Source organism: Parasedimentitalea denitrificans, from assembly GCF_011813015.1.
Classification (GTDB): Bacteria; Pseudomonadota; Alphaproteobacteria; order Rhodobacterales; family Rhodobacteraceae; genus Parasedimentitalea; species Parasedimentitalea denitrificans.
The window spans coordinates 29,055-54,520 of the sequence record NZ_QHLQ01000012.1; the positions used below are offsets into that span (position 1 = coordinate 29,055).

Consider the following 25,466-nt stretch of genomic DNA (forward strand, 5'->3'; position numbering starts at 1 on the left):
TCGCAAGAAAATTTCATGATAGATTGGAATTTTCACCGCTCGGCCAATCGGTACTGGTATCACGCCGCGCCGACAGGCAAACTTGGTCGAAATTGACCTGATCCAACAAATGAGACGCGCATGTCCTTTAGCCTAGCCACCTGGAACATTAACTCGGTCCGCCTGCGGGAACCGCTGGTGTTGAAACTCTTGGCTGAACAGGGGCCAGATGTTCTGTGCCTGCAAGAGTGTAAGAGCCCCGTGGACAAGATCCCGACTGAGGGCTTTGCTGAACTGGGCTACACCCACATGGTTGCCCGTGGTCAAAAGGGCTACAACGGCGTGGCAATCCTGTCGCGGCTGCCGATCGAAGACGCAGGGAGCCAGCAATTTGCAGGTCTGGACCATGCCCGCCACATCGCCGGTCGGTTGGAAAACGGCGTGACCATCCACAACTTCTATGTGCCTGCTGGTGGTGACAAACCGGATCGCGAAATCAATGAGAAGTTTGGCCAGAAACTGGATTATCTGACCGACATGCGGGACTGGTTCCACAAGGAGACGCCAGAAAAGGCGATTCTGGTCGGTGACCTGAACATCGCCCCACGTGAAGATGATGTCTGGGATCACAAGAAGATGCTCAAGATCGTCAGCCATACTCCGGTAGAGATCGAACACCTGGCGCAGGTTCAGGATGCAGGTAACTGGGTCGATGTCACTCGTCAGGATATCCCCGAAGGTTTGCTGTATAGCTGGTGGTCTTATCGTGCCAAGGATTGGGACGCAGCGGACAAGGGCCGCCGCCTTGATCACGTTTGGGCCACATCCGACATCTCGTCGGCCGGTAACTCTAGCCGCGTCTTGCGCGATGCCCGCGGTTGGGAGAAACCCAGTGACCACGCTCCGGTATTCGCCAGCTTTGATCTGTAGCGAGACTTAACCGAGGATCTCCCGCCCGTCGTCGATTTCCTGGTGGAAGCTCTCCTCCCGTTGGGCCGGGCACCGCGCATAGCGCGGTGCCCGGCCCAAGGCTGCCAAGGTCGCTCGGCGTAGCCGGGGGACCTGCAGGCGCGGGAGTGCTTGTTTTGTTGGAGAAATAGGGAGTTCTACGGGGCTTTGCGTTGCCAGCTGGTGTAGCTGGGATCTGCCTGTTTCATATCCTGATAGAGCCAGACCATCCGGTCGACGAACCACAGCTTACCGCCGATCATCAAGGCCAGACCGAAGAGCACCATTCCGTAGTCGAGTGACCAGAGGCCATAGATCCAAGGGATAGCTCCAACACCAGATACGATTCCCAAGGCGATGGCCCACCGCAATTGGTGTGCTGGAATTGAGATGTTCTTTCGATTCAAAAAAACTCTCTCGCCAAAGGTTCCGTGGGCAGACCAGCTATCGGTCGTTTTGGGTGGCCCAAAGGCGCGTGGGTTCCACCATGTCCAGAAAATGACCAGCGCAACGGGCACAAGAGCGAACCATCCCAGCCAGATCCGGCTGATCACGGCTAGCGACATCAACGGCAGGATCGACATGCGGCTATAGACGCTTAGCGGGTTGGCGTGCCGGGCCCATGTGGCGTCGTCCATTGCCATCATTCGCTCTGAAAGTGCAAAAATATCCAGTCTGGTACGGGACAATTGGTCAACTCCTCTCTTGGTTTCTGTGGCTGCAGCTTTCATATAGGGGCCAAGTTCCATGTGGAGAACAAGGTTATGATGGATATTATTGGTGGTGCCGATGCACCGGCAGCAGATTTGATCAAGGACGTTTCAGAAGCGACCTTTATGCAGGACGTGGTAGAGGCGTCGCAAACGGCCCCCGTGATCGTGGATTTCTGGGCGCCTTGGTGCGGTCCATGTAAAACTCTGGGACCGGCGCTTGAGGCCGCTGTAACCCGCGCCAAGGGTGCGGTGACAATGGCCAAAGTCAATGTTGACGAAAACCAGATGATTGCTCAGCAGATGCGGGTGCAGTCGATCCCTGCGGTTTTTGCTTTTTATCAGGGGCAGCCGATTGATGGCTTTCAAGGCGCGCTGCCTCCGTCCGAGATCGATGCCTTCGTTGCAAAGGTTGTCGAGGCTGGCGGTGGGTCCGCTGACGGTGGTCTGGGTGAGGCCTTGGAAGCTGCTGAAACAATGATGGCCGAGGGTGAGGTCGAGGATGCGGCTCAGATCTTTGCGGCTGTTATTGGCGAGGACGACAAGAACGCAGCCGCCTATGCCGGGTTGGCGCGCACTCATCTGGCTGGTGATGATGCGGATCAGGCCGAAGCGGTACTGAATGGAGCCCCGGCAGAGATTGCCGAGGCGGCTGAGATCGAAGCGGTTAGGGCGCAGATCGAACTAGCGCGGCAAGCGGAAAATGCGGGCCCGGTGGCTGAACTGCGCAGTGCAGTTGATGCGGACCCGGCTGATCATCAGGCGCGGTTTGACTTGGCCCAAGCGCTGCACGCGGCGGGAGACGCCGAGGCCGCTGTCGCTGAGCTGTTAGAGCTGTTTCGGCGCGATCGTGAGTGGAACGATGGGGCTGCCAAGGCACAGTTGTTCACTGTCTTTGACGCCTTGAAGCCGGAAGATCCGATTGTTCTCAACGGTCGCCGTAAATTGAGCTCTCTGATATTTGCCTAATTCCGGCTGAGGGCTAATTTCAAGTCAATGATCCAAGTCACTGACCTGCCGGACACGGTTGCCGTGTTTCCCCTGCCCGGGGCGCTTTTATTGCCCCGGTCTCGGCTGCCTCTTCATATCTTTGAGCCGCGATATTTGCAGATGCTTGAAGACGCATTGAAGACGCCGCAGCGGTTGATTGGGATGGTACAACCCTTTTCTGGGCAAAGCTGTGATGAAGACCTGCATGACATTGGCTGTGCGGGACGTGTCACCCAGTTTTCTGAAACCGAAGACGGGCGCTATCTGATTACCCTATCGGGTGTGTGCCGGTTCAGGATTGAGGAAGAAACCGACGGGTTTACGCCGTACCGGCGGTGTCAGGTTAGCTGGGATGGGTTTGGCCGGGATTTGGGCAAGGTTGAAGATGACACGCGGTTTGATCGGCCGGAATTCCTGGATCTTTTGGAGCGATTTTTTCTGTTGCGCAGCCTGTCGACCGATTGGGAGGCGCTGAAGGAAGCGGATGACGAGCTGCTGATCAACTCGCTGTCGATGATGCTGGACTTTGACCCTGAGGATAAACAGGCCTTGCTAGAGGCCCCAGGTCTTGCCACAAGACGGGAAACCCTGACCACACTGATCGAATTTGCCCTCTTAGGCGGTTCCAGCGAGGAAATGCTGCAATGACCGAGATCCAGACACCAGCCTTTGACCGTCATATGCTAGAGGCACTGGTTTGTCCGCAAACACATACCGTTCTGGAATACCACGCCGATACGCAGGAGCTGGTATCCAAGGCGGCAAATCTGGCGTTTCCTATTCGCAATGGCATTCCAGTGATGTTGATGGATGAGGCTCGAGAGTTGGAGTGATCCAATGAGCCTGACCCACTTCACGGGTTCGGTGAGCAGCGACTAAATTCTTTTTCCCTGTAACAGATTGGGCAGGTCGCCAGTCAGGCCAGCGGCCTCGCGGACGAAACTACGGCGCAAGCTGGGTAGCGAACCTACAACCCCCATGCCAATATCCCGACCCAAACGCAGCACTGGGTTGTCGTTTGAGAATAGGCGATTGAATACATCCGTCGCTGTGGCCAGCGTTGCGGTGTCAAAGCGGCGCCACTCTTGATAGCGTTGCAGCACCAGTTCCGAGGCAAAATCTTCGCCGCGACGGCTGGCTTCAGTCAGAACCTGAGCCAGCGCACCCACATCACGCAACCCAGCATTCAAGCCCTGTCCGGCAATGGGATGCATTCCATGTGCGGCATCGCCGACCAATGCCAGATGGTCACCAACGAAGGAATTCGCCAGTGTCAGATTCAGCGGATAGGTAAAGCGTTTTCCGGCTAGGCTGATCTCACCCAGGAAGTCGCCAAACCGGGGGCGCAGGGCCTCGATATAGTTGGTGTCGTCCAGCGCCTGAATTGCGGCGGCGGTTTCGGTGCTTTCGCTCCAGACGATTGACGAACGGTTGCCGGGCAAAGGCAGGATTGCCAGCGGTCCGGGTGGCATAAAGAACTGATGCGCAATGCCGTGATGTGGCTTTTCGTGATCGATGGCACAGACTAGGGCAGTCTGGCCGTATTCCCAACCGCTCCGCTTAATCCCGGCGCGTTGGGCAGTGCCGCTTTTGCGCCCGTCGCAGCCAACAAGCAACCGACCGCGCAAGGTGTCGCCACCGTCCAGCGTCAGGGTCACTCCACTTACATCCACCTCTTGTGACTCAACTCGACGCTGGTTGATTAGGGTAATCTTTGGTTTGGCCTCCATCGCGGTGATTAAGGCACGTCGTAGGAACCGGTCTTCGACCATGTAACCCATCGGGCCGTCTTCGATTTCGGCATGATCGAAGTGCATAAAGAACGGGGATGGCCCCTGCCCGGCGTGGCCATCGGTAACCTTGATTTCCAACATCGGCTGGGCGTTTTCATCGCCCACGTGCTGCCAGACGCCAACCTGTTTCAGTAGCCGCTGCGATGCTAGCGCTAGTGCATAGCCGCGACCGTCGAACTCTTCGTCCTGCAATTTGGCCTGTGGCAGCGCGTCGATTACGGTGACAGAGAAGCCGGTCTGCGCCAGCGCTAGGGCCAGTGCGGGGCCGTTCAGTCCGCCGCCAACGATCAGGATATCAGATGTGTTTTTCATGCGCCGCACTATGCGCTTGTGTTCGGGATTGTCCATGGGCCGCGGTGTCGCTACCGTCGTTTTAACACCTAAGGGAGCGCATGGAATATGTCGGAATGGTTGAAAATGAGCGCGGCGGATTTGGGCCGGGGGATTGGCAGCGGAGAGATCGACCCACTGCAGCTGACCCAAACCTATCTGGAAGCAATCGACGCCCATCCGCAGAGTAAACGAATCTATGCCCGTGTGACCCATGACCGTGCTCTGGCCGAAGCCACGGCAGCATCCGATCGGGCCCGTGCCGGGCAGCGCCGCTCGCTGCTGGATGGTGTGCCGATCAGTTGGAAAGATCTGTTCGACAGTGCCGGTGTCGGGACAGAGTCAGGATCGGATCTGTTGCTGGGTCGGGTGCCGGATCAGGATGCACTGGTGTTGCGCAATGCGACGGCCATGGGAGCCGTTTGTCTGGGCAAGACGCATATGAGCGAGCTGGCGTTTTCTGGGTTGGGCCTGAACCCGGTGAAAGAGACCCCACCCTGCATCAACGATGCCGGGGCTGCTCCGGGCGGGTCGTCGTCTGGTGCGGCGACCTCGGTTGCCTTTGGCCTGGCGGCTTGCGGGATTGGGTCTGACACCGGTGGTTCAGTCCGCATCCCATCAGCGTGGAATGATTTGGTTGGGCTGAAAACCACATCAGGGCGGGTCAGCTTAGAGGGCGTGGTGCCGCTGTGTTTGAAATTTGATACTGTTGGCCCCCTTGGCCGAACTGTTGAAGACGCGGCACTGATGTTGGGAGTGCTTGAAGGAGCACCTGCCGCAGACCTGCGTGGTGCAAGCCTAAAGGGACGCAAGTTTGCCGACCTGCAAACCATGGCGTTGGATGATCTGGATGACACGGTCCGAGCCGCACATGATTCGGCGCTGGATCGTCTACGCGCTGCCGGTGCCGAGGTGGTGCCGATAGAGATGCCTGACCTGCCCGAGGCGATGGCGCTGAGTGGTGTGTTGTATACGACCGAGGCTTATGGGCTGTGGAAGGACGTGATCGAGGCCTCTCCGGATTTGATGTTCCCTGCAATTCTGGAACGGTTCCGCGCGGGTGGTGATGTCTTGGGCACGGATTATGTGGCGGCCTGGGCCAGGCTAGAGCAGATCCGCATGACCTGGGATCAGGCCACGTCTGGTTTTGACGGGGTGCTGTGTCCGACCGCTCCGATTTTGCCGCCGAATATGGAACGGTTGCTGAGCGAGGATGACTACTATGTGCGTGCCAACCTGTTGACCCTGCGCAATACCCGTATCGGCAACCTGATGGGGCTGTGCGCGTTGTCGCTGCCGACGGGTACGCCAAGTTGCGGGCTTCAGGTTTTGGGGCAGCCCGACTGCGAAGCAGCACTGCTGCGGGTTGGTGCGGCGATCGAACAGGCCTTGGCCTGAAAGCCACATTAACCAAATGACTGCGTGTGGGCGGCTGGACGGATAGCCGCCGCACCTGTATCTTGTGGATAAACGGGGCGAAAATGATCCCGGACTTGAGGCTTAGAAAATGAATTTTCCCGAGCGGTTTTCGAACCTTCCGGCCTATGCGTTCCCGCGTTTGCGGGCGTTATTGGATCACTACACCCCAGGTGGGGATGTGGTTCATATGACTATTGGTGAGCCAAAACATGAGTTCCCCCAATGGGTTACTGATGTGGTTGTCGAAAACGCAGCCGGGTTTAACAAATATCCGCCCAACGAAGGCACGGATCAGCTGCGCGGAGAAATTAGCGCATGGATCCAGCGTCGCTATGGCGTGACGATGGACAAAGACACACAGATCATGGCGCTGAACGGCACCCGCGAGGGGCTGTATAATGCGGTGATGGCGCTGTGCCCTGAGCAGAAAAACGGCCAGAATCCGGCTGTTTTGATCCCAAACCCGTTTTATCAGGTCTATATGGTGGCAACACTTTCGGTGGCAGCCGAGCCAGTTTTTGTACCGGCCACGCAGGCCACGGATCATCTGCCAGACTATGCAAGCCTGCCTGAAGAGGTGCTGAACCGCACCGCTATTGCCTATGTATGCTCTCCGGCCAACCCGCAGGGTGCCGTGGCTGATCGAGCATATTGGACACAGCTGATCCAATTGGCCGAGCGCTATGATTTTAAGATCTTTGCGGATGAGTGCTATTCTGAAATCTACCGTGACATCGCACCAACTGGCGCGTTGACCGTGGCTCAGGAACTGGGTGCCGATCCTGAGCGGGTGGTTTTGTTCAACTCGCTGTCCAAACGGTCAAACCTGCCGGGCTTACGCTCTGGCCTGATCGCCAGTGGGCCGCAGAACATGGCGCAGCTTAGGCAGCTTCGCAATTATTCAGGGGCGCCCCTACCCCTGCCGTTGCAAGCCGCTGCTGCCCGCGTTTGGTCGGACGAAGAACATGTGGTACAAAACCGTGTACAGTACGTAGAAAAATACGAGATCGCCGATCAGGTCTTTTCTGGTCTTCCGGGCTATCAAGCACCCCAAGCTGGGTTCTTTTTATGGCTGCCCGTTGACGACGGAGAAGCTGCGGCATTGAAACTGTGGCAACAGACGGGTGTGCGGGTTCTTCCCGGCGCTTATCTAGCGCAGGGCGAAGACGAGCAGAACCCGGGTAAAGGCTTTATCCGCGTCGCTCTGGTGGCGCCCAAAGATCAAACACAGGACGCGCTGACAAAATTGCGCGACTGTTTGTACTAGAATTGCGATTTGATGGCCTGAGCAGTGGGCCATCGTTTCGCCAATAGAAAAAAGACTAGGCACAAGATCTGCGAAAACAGCAGGCAATGGCCCAAATGAGGAACCGAGGTAGGCATGGCATTTCAAACACGCAGTCGCGATCCGCTGTTGGACAGTAATATGCAAGCAGCTATCGAAAAACGAGGCAAGGAATTGGTTGGCATTTTGCTGATCATGCTTGGCCTGATGGTCGCTGCAATGATTGGATCATATGTGCCAGAAGACCCCAACTGGTGGGTCTCGACGGATGCCCCAGTGCAAAACTGGATGGGACGTCCAGGTGCCTCTATTACCGCGTTGTTGTTTATAATTGTCGGCAAAGCGGCATGGGCGGTTTCTTTGATACTGTTGATGTGGGGCGCTCGTTTTGCTTTGCATTGGGGCGAAGACCGGGCGATTCCTCGGGTTATTTTTGCGCCAATCGCAGTTGCTCTTTGTTCTGTCTATGCCGCCACTTTGGTTCCGGATCAGGTTTGGGGCGTAGCCCATAACTTTGGTCTGGGTGGGCTGTTCGGCGATACCGTTATCGGGGCTTTGCTGACCCTGTCGCCAATTAGTTATGTGGTTACAGTCAAATTGATGACGCTGCTGTCCGCGCTGAGCATGTTGGCGCTGGGTACCTTTGTGTTGGGCTTTACCCGTCCTGAACTGGCCCGTGCCGGTCGTTTCATGCTGGTTGGCGTGATCATGGGGTATGCTGGGCTGGCGAACCTTCTGGGTCGTGGTGCCACTGGTGGTTTGCAGGCCGCGATGAACTATCGCGCGCAACGCGCTGAGCGCGCTGCAACCGATGGCGATGATGAGCCGGAAGTGATCGAAACAATGGATCGGTACGGGGTGGTTTCCGCGTCTGAGGCGATGGAGGAAGAGGTTGTCGAAGAGGCTGCCCACGAACGTGGTGGATTGCTGGCACGGATGCCGTCCCTAATCCGCCGGTCCGAGCCGCTGCCAGAGCCAGAGTTGGTCGAACAGCATTCGACAGTGGAACTTGACGACCTACCCGGTGATGACCGGATCTCGGCCAAAATTGCCGACGCCGTTCGTGAACGCCGAGCTGCTGACCTGCCACCTGATCAGGACCCGAACCTGCCGCTGACCAAAGGTCGTGGCCGTCGCCCTGATCCGCTGGTTTTCAACCCCCAGTCACCGCTGGACGGGTTGCCGCCTGAGCCACCAATGACGGCAGCGCCTGTGCAGCCTCCGGTGATGGCTCCGGAAAGGCATGAGCCTGAGTATGATATTCCAATGGCACCTCCTCAACAGACTGCCATGCCACAAGCACCATTGAACTTGCCTACAGCTGAATCGCGTAAGTCTGTGGTCGAACAGCCGGTTCTGAAACCTGTTGTGCCTTCGACCCGCGCAATTGCCGAGGCGCAGCCTGGCTTGGTATTTGAAGACGGTGAAGAGGGTTTCGAACTTCCACCCCTGAACCTGTTGGCGAGCCCAGATACTGTTCAGCGCCATCACCTGAGTGATGAGGCGCTGGAAGAAAACGCCCGTATGCTAGAGAACGTGTTGGACGACTATGGCGTCAAGGGTGAGATCGTCGCGGTCCGCCCCGGCCCTGTGGTCACCATGTACGAACTGGAACCTGCGCCGGGCTTGAAGGCCAGCCGCGTCATCGGTCTGGCTGATGATATCGCACGGTCCATGGCAGCCCTGTCTGCGCGTGTGTCCACGGTGCCGGGTCGTTCGGTCATTGGTATCGAACTGCCCAACGAAAACCGCGAGAAAGTGGTTCTGCGCGAGATCCTTGCATCACGTGATTTCGGCGATAGCACAATGAGCCTGCCACTGGCGCTGGGCAAAGACATTGGTGGTGACTCGGTCGTAGCCAACCTTGCCAAGATGCCTCACCTGCTGATTGCGGGTACAACAGGTTCCGGTAAATCTGTTGCGATCAACACAATGATTCTGTCGCTGCTGTACAAGCTGACACCGGCCGAGTGCCGCATGATCATGATCGACCCCAAAATGCTGGAACTGTCCGTTTATGACGGCATCCCGCACCTGCTGTCCCCCGTTGTAACCGACCCGAAAAAGGCGGTTGTGGCGTTGAAATGGACTGTTGGCGAGATGGAAGATCGCTATCGCAAGATGTCCAAGATGGGTGTTCGTAACATCGAAGGTTATAACGGACGGGTGCGCGAAGCCTTGGATAAGGGTGAGATGTTCACCCGTACTGTGCAAACCGGATTTGATGATGAGACCGGCGAACCAGTGTTCGAGACAGAGGCATTCGCCCCAGAAGTGCTGCCCTATATCGTCGTTATCGTCGACGAGATGGCCGACCTGATGATGGTGGCTGGCAAAGAGATCGAAGCCTGCATCCAGCGTCTGGCACAGATGGCGCGTGCCTCGGGTATCCACCTGATCATGGCCACGCAACGTCCATCGGTTGATGTCATCACCGGTACCATCAAGGCTAACTTCCCAACGCGGATTTCGTTCCAGGTTACGTCCAAGATCGACAGCCGGACCATTCTGGGTGAAATGGGTGCCGAACAGCTGCTGGGTATGGGTGACATGTTGTATATGGCTGGTGGTGCCAAGATTACCCGTTGTCACGGACCGTTCTGTTCGGATGAAGAAGTCGAAGAAGTGGTGAACCACCTCAAGGCCTTTGGCCCGCCAGAGTACATGAGCAACGTTCTGGATGGTCCGGATGAAGACAAGGCAAGCAATATCGACGCTGTGCTGGGGCTGACTGGTGGCAACACCAATGGCGAAGACGCGCTGTATGATTCAGCGGTGCAGATCGTCGCACAGGATCGTAAGTGTTCGACCTCATATATTCAGCGGAAACTTGCCATCGGTTATAACAAGGCCGCGAGGTTGGTCGAACAGATGGAAGACGCGGGGCTTGTTTCGCCTGCAAACCACGTTGGTAAAAGAGAAATCCTGATACCAGAGCAGCAGTAACACGCCTCTTCACATTCAGCGCACATGGCTTATGTAGGTTGTATGAAACAGATTGCATTTGCTTTGGCGCTGACTGTCTGCGCCCCCGCCGCCTGGGCCGCCGAGAAGTTGAGCCTGAATGAAATTTCTGGCTACCTGAACGGAATGAAGACGGCCAAGACCAGTTTTACCCAGATCAACGATGATGGCAGCCTGTCGACAGGAACGCTGTATATCCATCGGCCGGGTCGGATGAGGTTTGAATACGATCCCCCGGATTTTGGAATAGTAGTTGCCGGTACCGGCTCTGTGGCGGTCTTTGACAAAAAGTCCAATCAGGCGCCGACAATTTATCCACTCAGACGGACCCCACTGTCAGTGATATTGGCGCGGAACGTTAATTTGAATCAGGCCAATATGGTTGTTGGTCATAGCTATGACGGCACTACAACCATTGTTCAGACACAGGACCCCAAGCATCCGGATTACGGCAGTCTGGAACTGATGTTCACAGGTGATCCGGTCGAGTTGCGAAAATGGGTGGTGCATGAAGAAGGTGGGGGTCGCACGACTGTGATATTGGGTGCGTTGGAAACCGGTATGCGGTTGTCTTCCGAACTGTTTGACACCTCGTCCGTTAAGGAATCGCGCTAGCTGGCGCCGATCAGGTCTGTCAAATTTCGAATACCACTTTGATCTTATGCCCGGCCTTAAAGCCGGGCAAATTCATTTTAACGATGCTCAGCGGAATTTGCGGCAGTTAGCCAGCTGGGCCTGATACATGTCGGCGCGTGCTGCTACTTTGTCTGCAACGCCCAGCAACCAGGACTTGGATCTGTAGCTGCCTCGAGCATAGCCCGTGTGGCCCTCGTGATATGCAAGATACTGGTTGCGCGCGTCGGACAATGCGATGTCGTTTTTCTCACGCGTTTTGTTCATGTACCAACCAATGAAATCGGTGGCGTGGCTGATACGGTCGCGCTTGGAGCTGCGGCGACCAGCCTCGCGTTGGTACTCTTCCCAAGTACCATCCAAGGCCTGTGAAAAACCGTAGGCGCTGGATACACGGCCCATTGGAATGATGCCCAGCACATATTTGTGCGGTGTGCGGGCATCTGCCCGATAGCGGCTCTCGTGATAGATGGTTGCCATCTGGACATGCGTTGGAACACCCCAACGGCGCTCGGTTGCTTTGAACGCTTTTAAGTAATCCGGTTTCTGAGTGATGATGCTGCACGCATTATCGAGATTGCGCGGGGGGGATTTATGGCCTCCGCCACAGGATGCCATGATCAACAACGCGATCATCGCGCTCATGATTCTGCTCATTTGCCTCTGCCTTTATTATTTTTTTGCAGACTATACCAAAAAACAGTCTGTGGATAAATTCACAATTACAACAAGACCGCCAACAGTAGCGGCAGGGACACCACGGACATTAGGGTTGAAACCATCACCATGCCTGCAACTGCTTCGGAATCCGCCTCGAACTTTTCTGCCAGCAGATATGCGGTTACAGCCACTGGAGTGGAGAGTTGCAAGACAAGCACCCCAAAGGCCACGTGATCCAGAGCGAAAAGCAAACCAATGCCCCAACCCACCGCGATGCAGACCAGTAACTTTGCCAAAGATACCCCAATCGCCCATGAGATTTTTCCTGGTGTCAGGCGAGCCACCGCAACGCCCAACGTAATCAACATCATGGGAATGGCCATCTGGCCGATCAGATCCAGTGCATTTGTCAGGAAACGAGGCGTCTGCCAGTCCTGCCACAAGAACAAAGCCCCGAGGAGTGTAGCCCAGACTATCGGTTCCTTTAGAACCTTGCTTCCTGCGCCTTTACCCGCGACGAGGTAGATACCAAAGGTGAATGACAATATCGACGTGACGGCCAGCACAACAACGCCGTAGCCAAGCCCTGCCTCGCCAAACGCAAACAATGATAAAGGAAGGCCCAAGTTGCCGGTATTGCCAAAAATTAAGGGTGCCAGATAGGTGCGCTGGTTCAGCCCGGCAAAACGCACCAGACCCAGCGCGACTACTGCGATCACGCCGTAACCAGCAATGCTGGCCATCAGAAACGTGCTCAACGTGCTTTTGTCCAGGTCTGTTTTCATCAGCGCTGTAAAGATCAGGCACGGCACAGCAAGTGTCATCGCTAATCTGGTAACAAATTGAATTCGATACTCAAATCCGAATTTGATCCAGCCAAAACCGGTTGCGGCGAGGATAAAAACCGGCGCCACAATCTCGAGCACTGTTAAAGATAGGTTCACAGACTGTTTCCCCGAAAGTCATGTCATTTGTTGGACAAGGTCCTAAGTTGCGGGGTAGTGATAGAACATAGGGGCTACAAGACTATGTTGAGAACACGCGCAAAATATCATTTGGGGCAGGTTGTACGCCACAAAAAACATCCGTTTCGCGGTGTTGTTTTTGATGTCGATCCCCAGTTCACAAATACCGACGAATGGTATCAGGCGATCCCCGAGGAAAGTCGGCCGTCCAAGGAACAGCCGTTCTATCACTTGCTGGCGGAAAATGACCAAAGCTACTATGTGGCGTATGTTTCCGAACAGAACCTAGTTGCAGACTATTCGGGCGAGCCGGTCGACCACCCGGATATCCCGGATATGTTTGGTCCGTTTTCAGACGGCACCTATCCACTACATTTCCAACTGAATTAACGTCACCACGGGCGCGGAAGGTGCGTGCACTCACGCACCCCACACTTTCGGTTTCGATTAATACCCCAACGCACATCCATCTTTACGCGGATCACTGGCGCCTTCCAGAACGCCATCACTGCGAATACGGATGGCCTGAGAGCCGCCGATAGCGGTGGGCGGTACGTCAACACTGTGGCCCAGATCAGCAAGCTGTTGGCGAACCTCGTCAGAGTACCCCCGTTCGATCTTTAGGACGCCGTTGTCGCTAAATGAGCGTGGGGCATTCATTGCCGTCTGAATGTCCATGCCAAAGTCAGTAAGGTTGGACAAAAAACGGGCATGGCCATTGGGTTGATAGGCGCCGCCCATAACGCCAAACGGCATTAAAACCTTACCGTTCTGGCGCAGCATACCGGGAATGATCGTGTGCATTGGCCGCTTATCGCCACCCAGCTCATTGGGGTGCCCTTCTTGCAACGTGAAACCAGATCCACGGTTCTGCAGCAAAATGCCAAATTTATCAGACGCAATGCCGGTCCCAAAGCCGCGGAAGATGGAATAGATCAGCGACACGGCCATTCGATCCTTGTCGACGACGGTGATATAGACAGTGTCCTTGTGCACTGATTCACTAAGCGGGGCAGCGGCAGGCATGGCTTTGCTTGGGTTGATCAGTGCCGCCAACTTTGCTGCAGTTTCAGGGGATAGCATGTGCTGCAACCGCGACATGTGGTCGGGATCGGCGATAAAGCGGTTGCGGGCGTCATAGGCCAATTTGGCCGCCTCGGCCTCGATGTGGACCCGCTGAGCACCAAAAGGGTCCATGGCGCCAATGTCAAAATGCTTTAGGATGTTGAGCATCAAAATAGCCGTCGCGCCTTGGCCGTTTGGCGGGTGCTCGACAAGTTCCATCCCTTGGTAATCACCGCTGACCGGGGTTTCGGTGCTGCACGCGGCATTGGCAAAATCATCTGCTACGTGCACGCCACCCTGCTGCTGCAGGGCTGTCAGCATATCGTCGGCCACCTCACCTGTGTAAAAGGCATCGCGACCATCCCGGGCGACACGGCGCAGGACTTCGGCTTGCCCAGGAGAGCGGAACATTTGGCCCACATGGGGGGGCTGGCCGACAAATAAATAGTCTCGCCGGGCCGTTCCTTGTAGAGTTTCAGCATCGTTGGCCCAGTCAAACGCAACACGTGGCGCTACTGGCACTCCGGCGTCGGCATAGTGGATTGCGGGCTCTAGTACCGCATCCAAGCCCAGCTTTCCCTCAGTTTCGGCGAGATGGCAAAAGGCATCCATTGCGCAAGGAATGGTGACTGCATGGGGGCTGCCCGGTGGGACGATATCCAGACCTTGTTCGCGCAGAGCCGCAGCATTGGCTGCTGCAGGTGCGCGGCCTGATCCATTGATCGCCTGAATGTCATCGCTGCCAGGGCGGGTGTAGAGCATAAAGCAATCACCCCCAATCCCGGTCATTTGCGGTTCACAAATACCCAGAAGAACCGCACCAGCGATGGCCGCATCCATCGCGTTTCCACCTCGCTTCAGGATGTCCACTGCCACCCCGGCTGCAAGTGGGTGAGACGTTGCGCAGATGCCATTTTCGGCAAAAACTGCTGACCTGCCCGGAGCTTGAAAATCGCGCATCGACTAAAATCCTCTGAATTGTTGTCGGAAGACTAGAAGTTAGGCGCCGAAACGCAATCCGCGAAATGACGGTATGGGCGATTTGTCTTGGCCGCCGGGGTGCTGAAGCATTGTGTGTGGGGGGGTATCCTCGGCGATGTGCACTGGGTGGGGGCTGTTGAGCACAGCGCCGAGGGAAGCTTTGAGCAGCTACACCTAACTATTTACACATGGCTGGGGCATATTTTTGCCGGTTTTGCGGCGGTTTTGTGGCGCCTAGGCGCGGTGACGCCTAAACGCAGCTGTTGCCTACTTCAAAACAAAGTGACAATCGATTTGTCCCATTATCGCGCTCATACGTAACAGCGCTTGTCAGCTCTCGGATTAGAAACCAGCCAAACCCACCCTCGGGCAAATCCTCTCGTGGGCCAGTCAGATCGGCAGGCTTTCTTGTAGCTAAGGCTTCGTTCGGTAATGGCAGCCCAGCATCACGAATACTGATCCACAGCTGTTCGGTGTCTAGATTGCAACCTATGTCGACATCACCGGGTGTGGTGTCAGCATAGGCATGCTCGACAACATTGTTCACAGCCTCGGACAGCGCAATTTGCACATCATCGACGCGAGCCGCCGGGAGCCCCATCCTGCGCAAACGTTCGACTACAGTACCGACACCGCCACGGGCATCCAGCTCTGTAGCCTGGAACGAATATGCAAACGAGTTGACCATCGAGTTCTCAATCTGCGCCGAATGCGCCTTCAAGTCCATTAATCAGGTGTTGTTGACAGCCGTGGCGTCGTTCAGCGATGCGTAAAGATCAAAAACAGTATCCATACGGGTCAAACGAAAAACTTTGTCGACCATAGGGCTTAAACCGGCGAGGTCCAATTTACGGCTGCTGCCGAGCTGTTTCATAGCAGCTACGATTGCACCCAATCCACTGGAATCAATAAATTTAACCTCTGATAAATCCAGGATAACACGGCTTGCTCCACTTTCGGTTTCGCTACGCATGTCTTCCTTGAACTGAATGGCCATGGCGGCATCAATGCGCTCGACGTTTACCGTCACAATCTGGCCACTGTCCGTCATAGTGCTAGTCAGGCTCATCTTTTTCCCCAAAATGAAAATTCATTACTTAGCAGTCTAGACCGCAATCCTTACCATTTTGTATGCATGGTTCAACCAGTGGAGGGAAAAGCATGAAAGAGGTTGTGATTGCGGGCGCGGCTCGCACACCAATGGGTGGATTTCAGGGCGCGTTTGACGGCGTACCTGCCGCTGAACTGGGCGGTACAGCGATTCGTGCTGCGCTGGATGGCGCGGGTGCGGTAACTGTTGATGAGGTGCTGATGGGCTGTGTTTTGTCTGCGGGACTGGGGCAGGCCCCGGCGCGCCAGGCAGGCTTTGCAGCAGGCTTGGGTGAAGATGTACCAGCCACTACGCTGAACAAGATGTGCGGATCCGGCATGAAGGCAGCCATGATGGCCTATGACCATATTGCGCTGGGTCATGCGGACACAATGATTGCCGGCGGCATGGAAAGCATGTCCAACGCGCCCTATTTGTTGCCCAAAATGCGTGGCGGAGCCCGCATCGGCCACAACCAGGTGATCGATCATATGTTCCTTGATGGGCTAGAAGATGCCTACGACAAGGGCCGCTTGATGGGCACTTTTGCCGAGGACTGCGCCGAAACCTACCAGTTCACGCGCGAAGAGCAGGATGAATTTGCTTTGCGCTCACTTTCTAACGCGCTGGACGCACAGGAAAACAATGCCTTTGACGGTGAAATCGCACCCGTTACGGTCAAAACGCGCAAGGGCGATGTGGTATCAGATGCGGATGAGCAGCCAAAATCGGCTCGTCCAGAAAAAATTCCAACCCTGAAACCTGCTTTCCGCAAGGATGGTACAGTTACTGCGGCCAATGCATCGTCCATTTCAGACGGGGCTGCTGCTCTTGTACTTGCCTCCGCCGAAGCCGCTAAGGAACAGGGCCTGACCGTGCGCGCCAAGATTCTTGGTTATGCCAGCCATGCTCAGGCACCAGGGCTGTTCACTACAGCGCCGGTTCCAGCTGCGCAAAAGCTGATGCAGCGCATTGGCTGGAGCAAAGACGATGTCGATCTTTGGGAGGTCAACGAGGCCTTTGCAGTCGTGCCGATGGCCTTTATGCGAGAAATGGGTATTTCCCGTGATGTCGTGAACGTAAATGGCGGAGCCTGCGCACTGGGTCACCCGATTGGCGCTTCAGGTGCGCGGATCATGGTAACGTTGCTGAACGCCCTAGAAAAACGCGGCCTCAAACGGGGCATTGCAGCTATTTGCATCGGCGGCGGCGAAGGTACAGCTATTGCAATTGAACGGGTCTGATCTTCATCTGGCCTAAAATATCCCAGGGGTGAATTGGCCGTCAGGCCAAGAGGGGGCTGGCCCCCTCCACCCAACCGTAAGGTGCTACTATGACTGTCGACTATGTTACCCTTGCCAAAACGATCGCTGCCCTGACTGAAGGTGAAAGTGATCAGGTTTCGCTGATGGCCACAGTTACGTGCGAAGTTCACCACAGCGATGATCGCTTTGACTGGACTGGGTTTTACCGTGTGACAGAGCCGGACCTGTTGAAAATCGGCCCTTACCAAGGCGGTCACGGTTGCCTGCAAATCCCATTCTCGCGCGGGGTATGCGGGGCAGCAGCCCGCACTGGCCAGGTGCAACTGGTGGCCGATGTTGATGCGTTTCCCGGTCACATCGCTTGTGCCAGCTCCACCCGGTCTGAACTGGTACTACCGGTTTACGATGGGGCAGGTGAAGTGATCGGTGTGTTTGATATCGACAGCAACTTGCCTGACGCGTTTTCACAACAGGACGCCGATGCCCTGTCAGCAATCCTGTCAGAAATATTTTCCCGATAAGGCCAACCAAAGGAGGCCCAAACCTGTAAAAAGCTGCGCTACTGCAATCATATGTAGGCGCATTGAAAAGGGCTGCTTGCGGGTCTTGTGCCGAAATCTTTTGCGTGCCCAGTAGGCGCTTGGTGTTCCGCCAAAAAGGCAAAGAAATAATAGGCTCTTCTCAGGTATCCGCCAGTGTCGACGTCGCGCTCGGCGTTTATCGATGGCGAAAAACACAATGGTCAAAAGATTGACCGCCAACAGATACAGAGCCACGGTTGACCAGGGAAAGTCTGTCATTGTGTTGTCTTTCCTTAATCATCAGCGTTTCAATTAACGTTGTAGGTTTCATCTGTGATGCTCTAGGATTTTACCATGAATGATCCAACGACCACCAGAACCACAGATGAGAGCCGTGTTTTCCAGATCGACATCATCGTCGCAGATGGTTTTGTGCTGCTGGAAGTGGCCGCGATTGTTGATGCCCTGCGCGTTGCAAACCGGATCGCGGCGCAGCCGCAGTTTTCCTGGACTTATCGTTCTGCCAAGGGTGGGATGATCGAGAGCCGTTGCGAGGCCTTTGTCAAATCTGATCCCTTTGTGGACCGACCAACGGCAGATTATGCGTTTGTCATTGGCAACAGTGATCCCGACTGCCCGGCGTTGTCGCCGCCAGCGTTGATCTCGGCTTATACCTACCGCGGGGCGCAGGTGTTTCTCTTGGCCGAGGCCGCAAGCCGTTACATCAAGGATCGAGGCGGATCGGCGCAGCATCTGTCGACCCATTGGGAAAACTCGGCCCAAATGCGTGAGCGTAGCAGCCTGTTTGAGGCCGATAGCACGCTTGCCAGCGAAGACGGTCTGGTGGTGACCTGTGCCGGCATGGGGGCAACAGTGGACGTTGTGCTGGCCGTGATGGGGCGTCATATTTCCTCGGCGTCACTGGTGACAGTAGCCAATGTTTTATTGCACGACAGAATTCGGGATTTTTCGACGCGCCAACCGTTTGGAGGCGCGCACAGTAGTTCCACGGGTGATGCGGATTTGGACCGGTGCATCCAAATCATGCAGAACAATATCGAGGAACCTCTGGCGATTTCAGAACTGTCCCGGCGGGTTGGACTATCCGCTCGTTCGCTTGAGCGCCGTTTCAGAGCTGATTTTGGTACGACGCCAAATAACTTCTACCGTGAAATTCGGCTGAGCAAGGCGAATAACCTGTTATTGAACACCAGTCTTAGCGTTGGTGAAGTTGGCTTGGCCTGTGGCTTTCCCAATGGATTTTCAAGCCTGTACAAGTCTCAGTTCGGCCTGACCCCGCTGGCCCTGCGCAAACGTCGCGGGGCAGGGGGGGGGCAAAAGGTGCCCATCGCGAATGATGGATAACCGTCATAATTTGGCGGATATCATGCATTTTCAAGATCGGTGACATGGCAGGTTAATCGCAAAAGAGTAAGTCTGGAGCGATGTCATGAGTGATCTTCCCAACAAGGCCCGTGTGGTCATTATCGGCGGTGGTGTGATCGGCTGTTCGGTGGCCTACCACCTGGCCAAACTAGGGTGGAAGGATGTTGTGCTGCTGGAGCGCAAACAGCTGACTTCGGGCACCACTTGGCATGCGGCTGGGTTGATTGGTCAGCTGCGGGCCAGCTCGAACATGACCAAATTGGCCCGCTACTCTGCTGAACTGTACAATGGTCTGGAAGAGGAAACCGGGGTTTCCACAGGGCTGCGTCAGGTTGGGTCGATTTCTGTCGCATTGACAGAGGAACGCCGCGAAGAGCTGTGTCGTAGTGCTGCTATGGCGCGGGCCTTTGGGGTGCCTGCGGAAGAGCTATCACCTGCCGAAGTTAAGCAGCGTTATGAACATCTGAACCTTGAAGGGGTGACCGGCGGTATTTGGCTGCCCACCGACGGGCAAGCGGACCCAGCCAATATCGCGCTGGCGATGGCCAAAGGCGCACGTCAGAATGGTGCGCTGATCAAGGAGCGTATCAAGGTCACTGGCATGACCAAACAGGACCGCCGGGTGACCGGTGTGGACTGGGTTAGAGATGACGGTGAACAGCAGGGTCATATCGAAGCTGACATGGTGGTGAACTGCGCGGGCATGTGGGGCCGCGAGGTTGGCAAAATGGCGGGCACCAATGTGCCGCTACATGCCTGCGAGCATTTTTACATCGTCACCGAAGCTATTGAGGGTCTGAGCCAGATGCCGGTGCTGCGGGTGCCAGATGAGTGCGCCTATTACAAAGAAGATGCTGGTAAAATCCTGCTGGGGGCCTTTGAGCCAAATGCCAAACCTTGGGGTATGGGGGGCATTTCAAATCGGTTTGAGTTCGACCAGTTGCCCGAAGATTTCGACCATTTTGAACCGATTCTAGAAGCTGCCTGCGAGCGGATGCCCATGCTGGCCGAGGCCGGGATTCATACCTTCTTTAATGGGCCAGAGAGCTTTACGCCTGACGACGCCTATCATCTGGGTCTAGCCCCCGAGATGGACAATGTCTGGGTCGCCGCCGGGTTTAACTCGATCGGTATCCAGTCGGCTGGCGGAGCCGGAATGGCGCTGGCGCAATGGATGGACGCGGGCGAGAAGCCGTTTGATTTGGGTGATGTGGATATCAGCCGGATGCATCCGTTTCAGGGAAACAATCACTATCTGTTTGAACGCTCTAAGGAAACGCTGGGACTGCTGTATGCGGATCACTTCCCATACCGCCAAAAGGCCACCGCCCGGGGTGTGCGCCGTACACCGTTCCATCAACAGTTGCTGGATCAAGGCGCGGTAATGGGCGAGACTGCTGGCTGGGAACGCGCCAACTGGTTCGCAAATGAGGGACAGGAGCGTGAGTATCAGTATAGCTGGAAACGGCAGAACTGGTTTGAAAACTCTGCTGCAGAACACCAGGCCGTGCGTGAGAATGTCGGCATGTATGACATGTCCTCGTTCGGGAAAATCCGGGTTGAAGGCCCGGATGCCGAGGCGTTCCTGAATTATGTCTGTGGAGCCAACCTGTCGGTGCCAGCGGGCAAGATCGTCTACACTCAGTTCCTGAACTCACGCGGCGGGATTGAGGCCGACGTTACCGTCACTCGACTGACCGAGACAGCCTATTTGGTGGTGACCCCATCGGGCACTCGATTGGCAGATCAGACCTGGATGATGCGCAATCAGGGTGATTTTCGGGTTGTGTTGACTGATGTAACTGCAGGCGAGGGTGTGCTGGCGGTGATGGGGCCACGTTCACGCGAATTGCTGCAACGGGTATCGCCCAACGACTTCTCCAACGCGGTGAACCCCTTTGGTACCGCGCAGGAGATTGAGTTGGGCATGGGGCTAGCCCGCGTTCATCGGGTGACCTATGTGGGCGAACTGGGCTGGGAGATCTATGTCAGTTCTGATATGGCCGGTCACGCCTTTGAAATCCTGTCCGAAGCGGGTCAGGACATGGGGCTGAAACTGTGCGGGATGCACATGATGGATTCTTGCCGGATCGAAAAAGGATTTCGCCACTTTGGCCACGACATCACCTGTGAAGACCATGTGATTGATGCCGGGCTTGGCTTTGCGGTGAAGGTGGACAAGCCTAACTTTATCGGTCGTGAGGCAGTGCTTGAGCGCAAGGAGACCGGTCCCAAGAACCGCATGGTGCAGTTTAAGCTGACTGATCCTGAACCGATGCTGTATCACAACGAACCGCTGATCCGAGATGGTGAGATTGTTGGGTATCTTAGCTCGGGCAACTATGGCCACACGCTGGGGGCTGCCATGGGGCTGGGATATGTGCCATGCGAGGGTGAAAGCGCGAAGGATGTTCTGGGCTCGACCTATGAAATCGACGTGATGGGAACCCGGGTCAGGGCCGAGGCGTCGTTGAAACCGATGTATGACCCCAAGTCCGAGCGCGTGAAGGTGTGATTTCTGTTGAATGTGCTGCCGTTTGGTGAAAGCCATGCGGCAGCATATTGAATAGGAAGTCCACCAAATGATGCCCTTTAGCGCCATTCTTGTTGTTGCCGTATTGCTGGGCATTGCGGTGTTGCATTTGCTGTGGGCGGTGGGTGTCCACTGGCCGGCAAAGGATGAGGCAACCTTGGCCAAAACCGTGGTGGGCAGCAAAGACATTCAAAAGATGCCGCCGCCACTGGCCAGCCTGCTGGTCGCGGTTGTGCTGATCGGTGCAGCCCATGTTGTGCTGGCACATGCGGGTCTGATGCAAGGTTTTATGCTGTTTCAGATGTACCGAATTATACTTGTTGCGATGATCCTTGTGTTCTCTCTCCGGGGGCTTGCCCCATATATCCCGCATTGGCGGGCGATGGTGCCCGAACAGCCCTTTGCCCGTTTTGACCAGACCAGATATGGCCCGCTTTGCCTGGTAATTGCGGCTTTGTTGCTTGATGTCGCCTTGACCGGGCGCATGTAGGAGAGCCTGATGACATCCCCCAACCCCAACCCCAACAACACCGACAGCCCGCGCGGGTTGGCTTTTGCCTTGTCCGCCTATGTGATGTGGGGGCTGCTGCCACTGTATATGAAGGCCCTGTCACATATCCCGGCAGCCGAAGTTGTGGCACATCGGGTGATTTGGGCTGTACCGATTGCCGGGCTGCTACTGATTGTGTTGCGTCGTACCGATGATCTGATGGCAGCGCTTCGTAGCCCTAGAACCCTGCTGATGGCCTGCGTCACCGCGGCGCTTATCTCAGTCAACTGGGGTATCTATGTCTGGTCAATTGCCAATGGCTACGCCCTTGATGCGGCGCTGGGCTATTACATAAATCCGTTGTTTAGCGTTCTGCTGGGATCGGTACTGCTGGGCGAGCGGCCCAATCGGGTACAGATGGTGGCAATTGCCCTAGCCGCTGGAGCAGTTGTGGTGTTGACGGTTGCAGCCGGAGGGCTGCCCTTGGTCGCAGTTGGATTGACCCTATCATGGGGTTTTTATGCCTTTTTCAAAAAGTCTCTGCCGGTTGGACCCAATCAGGGTTTCATGTTGGAAGTGCTAATCCTGCTGCCCGTGGCGTTGGGCTATGTGATCTATCTATCGGTGACCGGGGCAGGACTCATTGGCGGTACTGGCATGGATACTGCGTTGTTGCTGGGATGTGGCATCGTCACTGCAGTGCCGCTGATCACCTATGCCAATGGCGCCAAGCTGTTGCGGCTGTCGACCATTGGTATCCTGCAATACATCGCCCCCACTATGATTTTTCTGATTGCGGTTTTTGTCTTCGGTGAGGAATTCGACGGCGCGCGGATGATTGCCTTCCCGATGATCTGGGCGGCGCTGGTGATCTATTCAATGTCACTGGTCAAACAGATGCGCGCCAAGCCAGCTTAGGCGCCCCGATCAACGGGACGCCTGAAGTGGTTCAAGCGCGGGGCACGTCAGCGGCAAACCGACCGGCGTTTTCCTTCAAAAAGGTCTCTGCATCTGCGTCGCCCCAGAATGCAGGTACGGACTTGGGAATCTTGAGTGCCCGTTGCACCGCTGGCCTTGCATCAATCCGATCAAACCAGGCCTGCAGGTGATCCAAACCATCGACTGAGACTTTGGCCCAGGGGTAAGCCCGTGCCCAAGGGTAGGTGGCAAAATCAGCTACTGTGATCTGATCACCAACCAGATACTCCCGCCCATGCAGCCGGGCGTCCAACACCTCGAACAACCGGCGCGTCTCGTCCACATATCGCTTGATGGCAAAGGGACTATCTTGCCCGTTGGGTGCAGCGATGCGCTGGAAATACATCGCCTGTCCCATCATCGGCCCAACGCCACCCATCTGAAACATCAGCCACTGCAAGGTTTCTGATCGCAACTTGGGGTCATTGGGCAGGAAGAGCCCGTATTTCTCGGCCAGATACCACAGGATGGCGCCGCTTTCGAATACGGCGAAATCATCATTTGACCGATCCACAATCGTGGGAATGCGACCATTGGGGTTCAGCTCCAGATAGGCGGGCGCCTTTTGCTCTTTCGTGGCAAAATCGATGAAGGTCAGATCATAGGGAATGCCTGCCTCTTCCAGAAACAGCACCGGCTTGTAGCCATTCATCGTTGCTGCCGTGTACAGGTGAATGTCTGGTTGACTCATTCCGCAGGCTCCAGTGTTTTGGCAAAGACCTCAGTCAGGTGGCGGTTCAGCCGTGCAAAATCAGCCTCGATCTGAGGATTTTTCATCACGTCGTAGGCCACAAAGGTCGGCTGTTTCTGCAAGCCCATGAAATTGGCAACCTGGTGAGTTGGGTACAAAAGCGTGTCAACCGAAGCGCCGGCAAAGAAAGCTTGCGATGGATCGTCAAAGGCCTCTTTAGGCGCATTGAAGGTAACCGAGAGCATATAGCTTTTGCCTTGCAGTGCGCCGCCCAGCCCATAGTTTTGAGTTGGAGCATCTGAGGTACGGCCATCGCCAGTCGCAAGGCGCCCGTCCATCCCCACGGTATAGACTTCGTCTTGGTATTTCTTGAGATTCCAAGGCGTCGCCATCCAGTGGATAGGAAATTGCATGATGATCGTATCCGCCCACAAGTGACTGGCGATCTCTGTTTCGACATCATAGCCATTGGCCACAGTTGTCACCCGGACCTGATCCCCCTGTGCCTCGAAAAATGCCTTGGTGCGTTCGGCAAGGGCTGTATTCAAGCCGCCGGGTGCAAAGTCGTAGGGCTGGTAACCGTTGATGATGAGAACATTGGACATGTTGGTTCTTTCCGAGAATTTAGAAGTTTGTCTATTCACATCGCAGGAGGTGGGGTGTTAGGTTTACTTAAGCAACCAGTATACTTTTAGTAACCTGCAAGTTTTTTGGAGAAGCGACGATGAAGGCGCGTGTGATTGAGGATGAACTTGGCCGCAGGCGGGCGACCTCGGCCTGTAGTCAACCCTGTCCAATCGAAAACGGCATGCGGATGTTAGGCGGTAAATGGACGGGGTCGATCCTGTGGCATCTGCAGTTCGGCCCAGTTCGTTTCAACGATTTGTCTCGCATGATTGCAGCCGCCAGCAAAAAGATGATCACCGAGCGTCTACGCCACCTTGAGGCCAAGGGACTGGTGATAAGGGAGGTCGTTGATACGGCACCAGTTTCGGTGGAATACAGCCTGACAAAACAGGGGCGGGCGGCGCTGACTGTCTTGGATGAGCTGCGTAAATGGGCCGAAGCGCTAGACCCTGAAGCGGTGGGTTAAAGTTCCTGGGAAAGAATATTCCGGGCCAGATTTTCCGCCCAGATCGCATAGGCTTTGGGGCTGGGATGGAAACCATCTTGCGCCGCCATATCCGGGTTTCGTGGTAGAACTAATGGCAGGTGAGAGACACCTTCGTTTCGATGAGCCAACTGAACCAGCCCTGAGTCCAGACGCGCGGCATGGCGTCCCAATGTCCAGGCCAACGGCTGCGGCAATAGCGGAAAATGCTGCAAAGGTGGAACTCCGGTGCATAGGATCTGTCGCACTCGAAATCGAGATTTCAAGAGGTCGAAAAGGGCTGTCTGGTGAGATACAAACTGAACCTTGGTTGTTGCACGGGTTACGTCGTTGACGCCAAGCGCAACAACCGCGCAGTCAAAGGTTTCTGGCGGCATGCTAGCCAGCTGCCGGGTCATGTCTGGCGTTGTGTTGCCAGTTCGGGCTTCCAGCCGCCATGTCACTTGATAACGATCAGCTAGCCGCGACACCAACTGTCCACTTAGCGCCTGATCCTGACTTGCAGCCCCCACACCTGCGCCCGAGCTGTCCCCTATGATCAATAGCCGCAAACGTGGTCCTTGTCCGCTGGTGCCTGAGCGTGGACCTGGCGGTTCCGGCAGCAGTTGTGCCCGTCGCCGCACCCACAGTGCTTGGGCCAGCAACAGGGGCATGAGCGGCAAACGTAGAATTTGGTCGA

Annotated in this window: 27 protein-coding genes; 16 read left to right on the plus strand and 11 right to left on the minus strand. The window is 55.8% G+C overall.

The features are described from left to right. The first annotated feature begins 120 nt into the window (after window positions 1–120). Window positions 121–909 carry an exodeoxyribonuclease III gene (locus DL239_RS12855; protein WP_167684504.1) on the plus strand — a complete coding sequence of 263 codons (789 nt, stop codon included), beginning with the start codon at window positions 121–123 and terminating at the stop codon, window positions 907–909. Window positions 910–1,085: 176 nt separating this feature from the next. On the opposite strand, the gene DL239_RS12860 is transcribed toward DL239_RS12855, so the two are convergent. Then, window positions 1,086–1,616 carry a DUF6653 family protein gene (locus DL239_RS12860; protein WP_206188455.1) on the minus strand — a complete coding sequence of 177 codons (531 nt, stop codon included), beginning with the start codon at window positions 1,614–1,616 and terminating at the stop codon, window positions 1,086–1,088. Window positions 1,617–1,691: 75 nt separating this feature from the next. Here DL239_RS12860 and DL239_RS12865 point away from each other — a divergent pair, with 75 nt between their 5' ends. Genes DL239_RS12865 through DL239_RS12875 form a run of 3 tightly spaced genes read left to right on the plus strand, consistent with a single transcriptional unit; the run spans window position 1,692 to window position 3,460 of the window. Further along, entirely contained in the window at window positions 1,692–2,606 is a 915-nt protein-coding gene (locus DL239_RS12865; RefSeq protein ID WP_167684505.1) for a tetratricopeptide repeat protein, read from the plus strand. 27 nt (window positions 2,607–2,633) lie between these two features. Further along, window positions 2,634–3,275, plus strand: a complete 642-nt coding sequence (locus DL239_RS12870) for an LON peptidase substrate-binding domain-containing protein (protein ID WP_167684506.1) — start codon at window positions 2,634–2,636, stop codon at window positions 3,273–3,275. Continuing rightward, complete coding sequence (locus DL239_RS12875) at window positions 3,272–3,460, plus strand: Trm112 family protein (protein WP_167684507.1); 189 nt, start codon at window positions 3,272–3,274, stop codon at window positions 3,458–3,460. The genes DL239_RS12870 and DL239_RS12875 overlap by 4 nt, the downstream gene beginning before the upstream one ends. A 42-nt stretch (window positions 3,461–3,502) precedes the next feature. On the opposite strand, the gene DL239_RS12880 is transcribed toward DL239_RS12875, so the two are convergent. Beyond that, complete coding sequence (locus tag DL239_RS12880) at window positions 3,503–4,732, minus strand: FAD-dependent monooxygenase (protein ID WP_167684508.1); 1,230 nt, start codon at window positions 4,730–4,732, stop codon at window positions 3,503–3,505. 87 nt (window positions 4,733–4,819) lie between these two features. Here DL239_RS12880 and DL239_RS12885 point away from each other — a divergent pair, with 87 nt between their 5' ends. The 4 genes from DL239_RS12885 (at window position 4,820) to DL239_RS12900 (ending at window position 11,033) form a co-directional block, all read left to right on the plus strand. After that, window positions 4,820–6,148: an amidase gene (locus DL239_RS12885; RefSeq protein WP_167684509.1), complete on the plus strand. Its 1,329-nt coding sequence runs from the start codon at window positions 4,820–4,822 to the stop codon at window positions 6,146–6,148. A 109-nt stretch (window positions 6,149–6,257) separates the two neighbouring features. Beyond that, complete coding sequence (locus tag DL239_RS12890; protein WP_167684510.1) at window positions 6,258–7,436, plus strand: aminotransferase class I/II-fold pyridoxal phosphate-dependent enzyme; 1,179 nt, start codon at window positions 6,258–6,260, stop codon at window positions 7,434–7,436. 114 nt (window positions 7,437–7,550) lie between these two features. Beyond that, complete coding sequence (locus DL239_RS12895) at window positions 7,551–10,400, plus strand: DNA translocase FtsK (RefSeq protein ID WP_167684511.1); 2,850 nt, start codon at window positions 7,551–7,553, stop codon at window positions 10,398–10,400. 42 nt (window positions 10,401–10,442) lie between these two features. Continuing rightward, complete coding sequence (locus DL239_RS12900; protein ID WP_167684512.1) at window positions 10,443–11,033, plus strand: LolA family protein; 591 nt, start codon at window positions 10,443–10,445, stop codon at window positions 11,031–11,033. Between the two features lie 87 nt (window positions 11,034–11,120). On the opposite strand, the gene DL239_RS12905 is transcribed toward DL239_RS12900, so the two are convergent. Then, complete coding sequence (locus tag DL239_RS12905; RefSeq protein ID WP_167684513.1) at window positions 11,121–11,708, minus strand: transglycosylase SLT domain-containing protein; 588 nt, start codon at window positions 11,706–11,708, stop codon at window positions 11,121–11,123. A gap of 65 nt (window positions 11,709–11,773) precedes the next feature. After that, window positions 11,774–12,655, minus strand: coding sequence for an AEC family transporter (locus DL239_RS12910; protein WP_167684514.1), 882 nt, complete (start codon window positions 12,653–12,655; stop codon window positions 11,774–11,776). 84 nt (window positions 12,656–12,739) lie between these two features. Between DL239_RS12910 and hspQ the strand changes: the two genes are divergently transcribed. Further along, window positions 12,740–13,066 (plus strand): heat shock protein HspQ, encoded by a 327-nt coding sequence (gene hspQ, locus DL239_RS12915; protein WP_167684515.1) that lies wholly within the window; start codon window positions 12,740–12,742, stop codon window positions 13,064–13,066. A 57-nt stretch (window positions 13,067–13,123) separates the two neighbouring features. On the opposite strand, the gene DL239_RS12920 is transcribed toward hspQ, so the two are convergent. The 3 genes from DL239_RS12920 to DL239_RS12930 form a co-directional block, all read right to left on the minus strand. Beyond that, entirely contained in the window at window positions 13,124–14,701 is a 1,578-nt protein-coding gene (locus DL239_RS12920) for a gamma-glutamyltransferase family protein (protein ID WP_167684516.1), read from the minus strand. Window positions 14,702–14,972: 271 nt separating this feature from the next. Beyond that, window positions 14,973–15,410, minus strand: coding sequence for an ATP-binding protein (locus DL239_RS12925; RefSeq protein WP_167684608.1), 438 nt, complete (start codon window positions 15,408–15,410; stop codon window positions 14,973–14,975). Between the two features lie 42 nt (window positions 15,411–15,452). Next, a complete protein-coding gene (locus DL239_RS12930; protein WP_167684517.1) occupies window positions 15,453–15,791 on the minus strand; it encodes an STAS domain-containing protein in 339 nt (112 codons plus the stop codon). Between the two features lie 92 nt (window positions 15,792–15,883). Between DL239_RS12930 and DL239_RS12935 the strand changes: the two genes are divergently transcribed. Both DL239_RS12935 and DL239_RS12940 read left to right on the plus strand, forming a co-directional pair. Further along, on the plus strand, window positions 15,884–17,056 hold the full coding sequence (locus DL239_RS12935) for a thiolase family protein (RefSeq protein WP_167684518.1): 1,173 nt from the start codon (window positions 15,884–15,886) through the stop codon (window positions 17,054–17,056). 89 nt (window positions 17,057–17,145) lie between these two features. Next, the gene (locus DL239_RS12940) at window positions 17,146–17,598 is read left to right on the plus strand and encodes a free L-methionine (R)-S-oxide reductase MsrC (protein WP_167684519.1); all 453 of its coding nucleotides are present in this window, start codon (window positions 17,146–17,148) and stop codon (window positions 17,596–17,598) included. Here DL239_RS12940 and DL239_RS12945 read toward each other — a convergent pair. Continuing rightward, the gene (locus tag DL239_RS12945; RefSeq protein ID WP_167684520.1) at window positions 17,578–17,877 is read right to left on the minus strand and encodes a DUF1294 domain-containing protein; all 300 of its coding nucleotides are present in this window, start codon (window positions 17,875–17,877) and stop codon (window positions 17,578–17,580) included. The genes DL239_RS12940 and DL239_RS12945 overlap by 21 nt on opposite strands. Before the next feature lie 75 nt (window positions 17,878–17,952). Between DL239_RS12945 and DL239_RS12950 the strand changes: the two genes are divergently transcribed. From DL239_RS12950 to rarD, 4 genes are all read left to right on the plus strand, one after another. Continuing rightward, window positions 17,953–18,963 carry a GlxA family transcriptional regulator gene (locus DL239_RS12950; RefSeq protein ID WP_167684521.1) on the plus strand — a complete coding sequence of 337 codons (1,011 nt, stop codon included), beginning with the start codon at window positions 17,953–17,955 and terminating at the stop codon, window positions 18,961–18,963. A gap of 85 nt (window positions 18,964–19,048) precedes the next feature. Further along, complete coding sequence (locus DL239_RS12955; RefSeq protein ID WP_167684522.1) at window positions 19,049–21,499, plus strand: GcvT family protein; 2,451 nt, start codon at window positions 19,049–19,051, stop codon at window positions 21,497–21,499. 67 nt (window positions 21,500–21,566) lie between these two features. Then, on the plus strand, window positions 21,567–22,007 hold the full coding sequence (locus DL239_RS12960; protein WP_167684523.1) for a DUF3995 domain-containing protein: 441 nt from the start codon (window positions 21,567–21,569) through the stop codon (window positions 22,005–22,007). 9 nt (window positions 22,008–22,016) lie between these two features. Beyond that, a complete protein-coding gene (gene rarD / locus DL239_RS12965) occupies window positions 22,017–22,925 on the plus strand; it encodes an EamA family transporter RarD (protein WP_167684524.1) in 909 nt (302 codons plus the stop codon). Between the two features lie 31 nt (window positions 22,926–22,956). On the opposite strand, the gene DL239_RS12970 is transcribed toward rarD, so the two are convergent. Beyond that, window positions 22,957–23,676 carry a glutathione S-transferase family protein gene (locus DL239_RS12970; protein ID WP_167684525.1) on the minus strand — a complete coding sequence of 240 codons (720 nt, stop codon included), beginning with the start codon at window positions 23,674–23,676 and terminating at the stop codon, window positions 22,957–22,959. Then, window positions 23,673–24,281, minus strand: coding sequence for an NAD(P)H-dependent oxidoreductase (locus DL239_RS12975; RefSeq protein WP_167684526.1), 609 nt, complete (start codon window positions 24,279–24,281; stop codon window positions 23,673–23,675). Before DL239_RS12975 ends, DL239_RS12970 begins: the two co-directional genes overlap by 4 nt. Window positions 24,282–24,400: 119 nt before the next feature. On the opposite strand from DL239_RS12975, the gene DL239_RS12980 reads away from it, so the two are divergent. Continuing rightward, on the plus strand, window positions 24,401–24,769 hold the full coding sequence (locus DL239_RS12980) for a winged helix-turn-helix transcriptional regulator (RefSeq protein WP_167684527.1): 369 nt from the start codon (window positions 24,401–24,403) through the stop codon (window positions 24,767–24,769). On the opposite strand, the gene DL239_RS12985 is transcribed toward DL239_RS12980, so the two are convergent. Continuing rightward, window positions 24,766–25,440, minus strand: a complete 675-nt coding sequence (locus DL239_RS12985; protein ID WP_167684528.1) for an SGNH/GDSL hydrolase family protein — start codon at window positions 25,438–25,440, stop codon at window positions 24,766–24,768. The two genes, DL239_RS12980 and DL239_RS12985, sit on opposite strands and share 4 nt — an antisense overlap. Window positions 25,441–25,466 lie beyond the last annotated feature (26 nt).

Coding starts and splice junctions, on each gene's coding strand:
- DL239_RS12865 (WP_167684505.1), top strand. CDS start 1,692: ATGATGGATATTATTGGTGGTGCCGATGCACCGGCAGCAGATTTGATC.
- DL239_RS12955 (WP_167684522.1), top strand. CDS start 19,049: ATGAGTGATCTTCCCAACAAGGCCCGTGTGGTCATTATCGGCGGTGGT.
- DL239_RS12920 (WP_167684516.1), bottom strand. CDS start 14,701: ATGCGCGATTTTCAAGCTCCGGGCAGGTCAGCAGTTTTTGCCGAAAAT.
- DL239_RS12930 (WP_167684517.1), bottom strand. CDS start 15,791: ATGAGCCTGACTAGCACTATGACGGACAGTGGCCAGATTGTGACGGTA.
- DL239_RS12905 (WP_167684513.1), bottom strand. CDS start 11,708: ATGAGCAGAATCATGAGCGCGATGATCGCGTTGTTGATCATGGCATCC.
- DL239_RS12925 (WP_167684608.1), bottom strand. CDS start 15,410: ATGGTCAACTCGTTTGCATATTCGTTCCAGGCTACAGAGCTGGATGCC.
- hspQ (WP_167684515.1), top strand. CDS start 12,740: ATGTTGAGAACACGCGCAAAATATCATTTGGGGCAGGTTGTACGCCAC.
- rarD (WP_167684524.1), top strand. CDS start 22,017: ATGACATCCCCCAACCCCAACCCCAACAACACCGACAGCCCGCGCGGG.
- DL239_RS12970 (WP_167684525.1), bottom strand. CDS start 23,676: ATGAGTCAACCAGACATTCACCTGTACACGGCAGCAACGATGAATGGC.
- DL239_RS12940 (WP_167684519.1), top strand. CDS start 17,146: ATGACTGTCGACTATGTTACCCTTGCCAAAACGATCGCTGCCCTGACT.
- DL239_RS12980 (WP_167684527.1), top strand. CDS start 24,401: ATGAAGGCGCGTGTGATTGAGGATGAACTTGGCCGCAGGCGGGCGACC.
- DL239_RS12895 (WP_167684511.1), top strand. CDS start 7,551: ATGGCATTTCAAACACGCAGTCGCGATCCGCTGTTGGACAGTAATATG.
- DL239_RS12885 (WP_167684509.1), top strand. CDS start 4,820: ATGTCGGAATGGTTGAAAATGAGCGCGGCGGATTTGGGCCGGGGGATT.
- DL239_RS12945 (WP_167684520.1), bottom strand. CDS start 17,877: ATGACAGACTTTCCCTGGTCAACCGTGGCTCTGTATCTGTTGGCGGTC.
- DL239_RS12960 (WP_167684523.1), top strand. CDS start 21,567: ATGATGCCCTTTAGCGCCATTCTTGTTGTTGCCGTATTGCTGGGCATT.
- DL239_RS12900 (WP_167684512.1), top strand. CDS start 10,443: ATGAAACAGATTGCATTTGCTTTGGCGCTGACTGTCTGCGCCCCCGCC.
- DL239_RS12950 (WP_167684521.1), top strand. CDS start 17,953: ATGAATGATCCAACGACCACCAGAACCACAGATGAGAGCCGTGTTTTC.
- DL239_RS12875 (WP_167684507.1), top strand. CDS start 3,272: ATGACCGAGATCCAGACACCAGCCTTTGACCGTCATATGCTAGAGGCA.
- DL239_RS12935 (WP_167684518.1), top strand. CDS start 15,884: ATGAAAGAGGTTGTGATTGCGGGCGCGGCTCGCACACCAATGGGTGGA.
- DL239_RS12890 (WP_167684510.1), top strand. CDS start 6,258: ATGAATTTTCCCGAGCGGTTTTCGAACCTTCCGGCCTATGCGTTCCCG.
- DL239_RS12985 (WP_167684528.1), bottom strand. CDS start 25,440: ATGCCCCTGTTGCTGGCCCAAGCACTGTGGGTGCGGCGACGGGCACAA.
- DL239_RS12855 (WP_167684504.1), top strand. CDS start 121: ATGTCCTTTAGCCTAGCCACCTGGAACATTAACTCGGTCCGCCTGCGG.
- DL239_RS12870 (WP_167684506.1), top strand. CDS start 2,634: ATGATCCAAGTCACTGACCTGCCGGACACGGTTGCCGTGTTTCCCCTG.
- DL239_RS12975 (WP_167684526.1), bottom strand. CDS start 24,281: ATGTCCAATGTTCTCATCATCAACGGTTACCAGCCCTACGACTTTGCA.
- DL239_RS12880 (WP_167684508.1), bottom strand. CDS start 4,732: ATGAAAAACACATCTGATATCCTGATCGTTGGCGGCGGACTGAACGGC.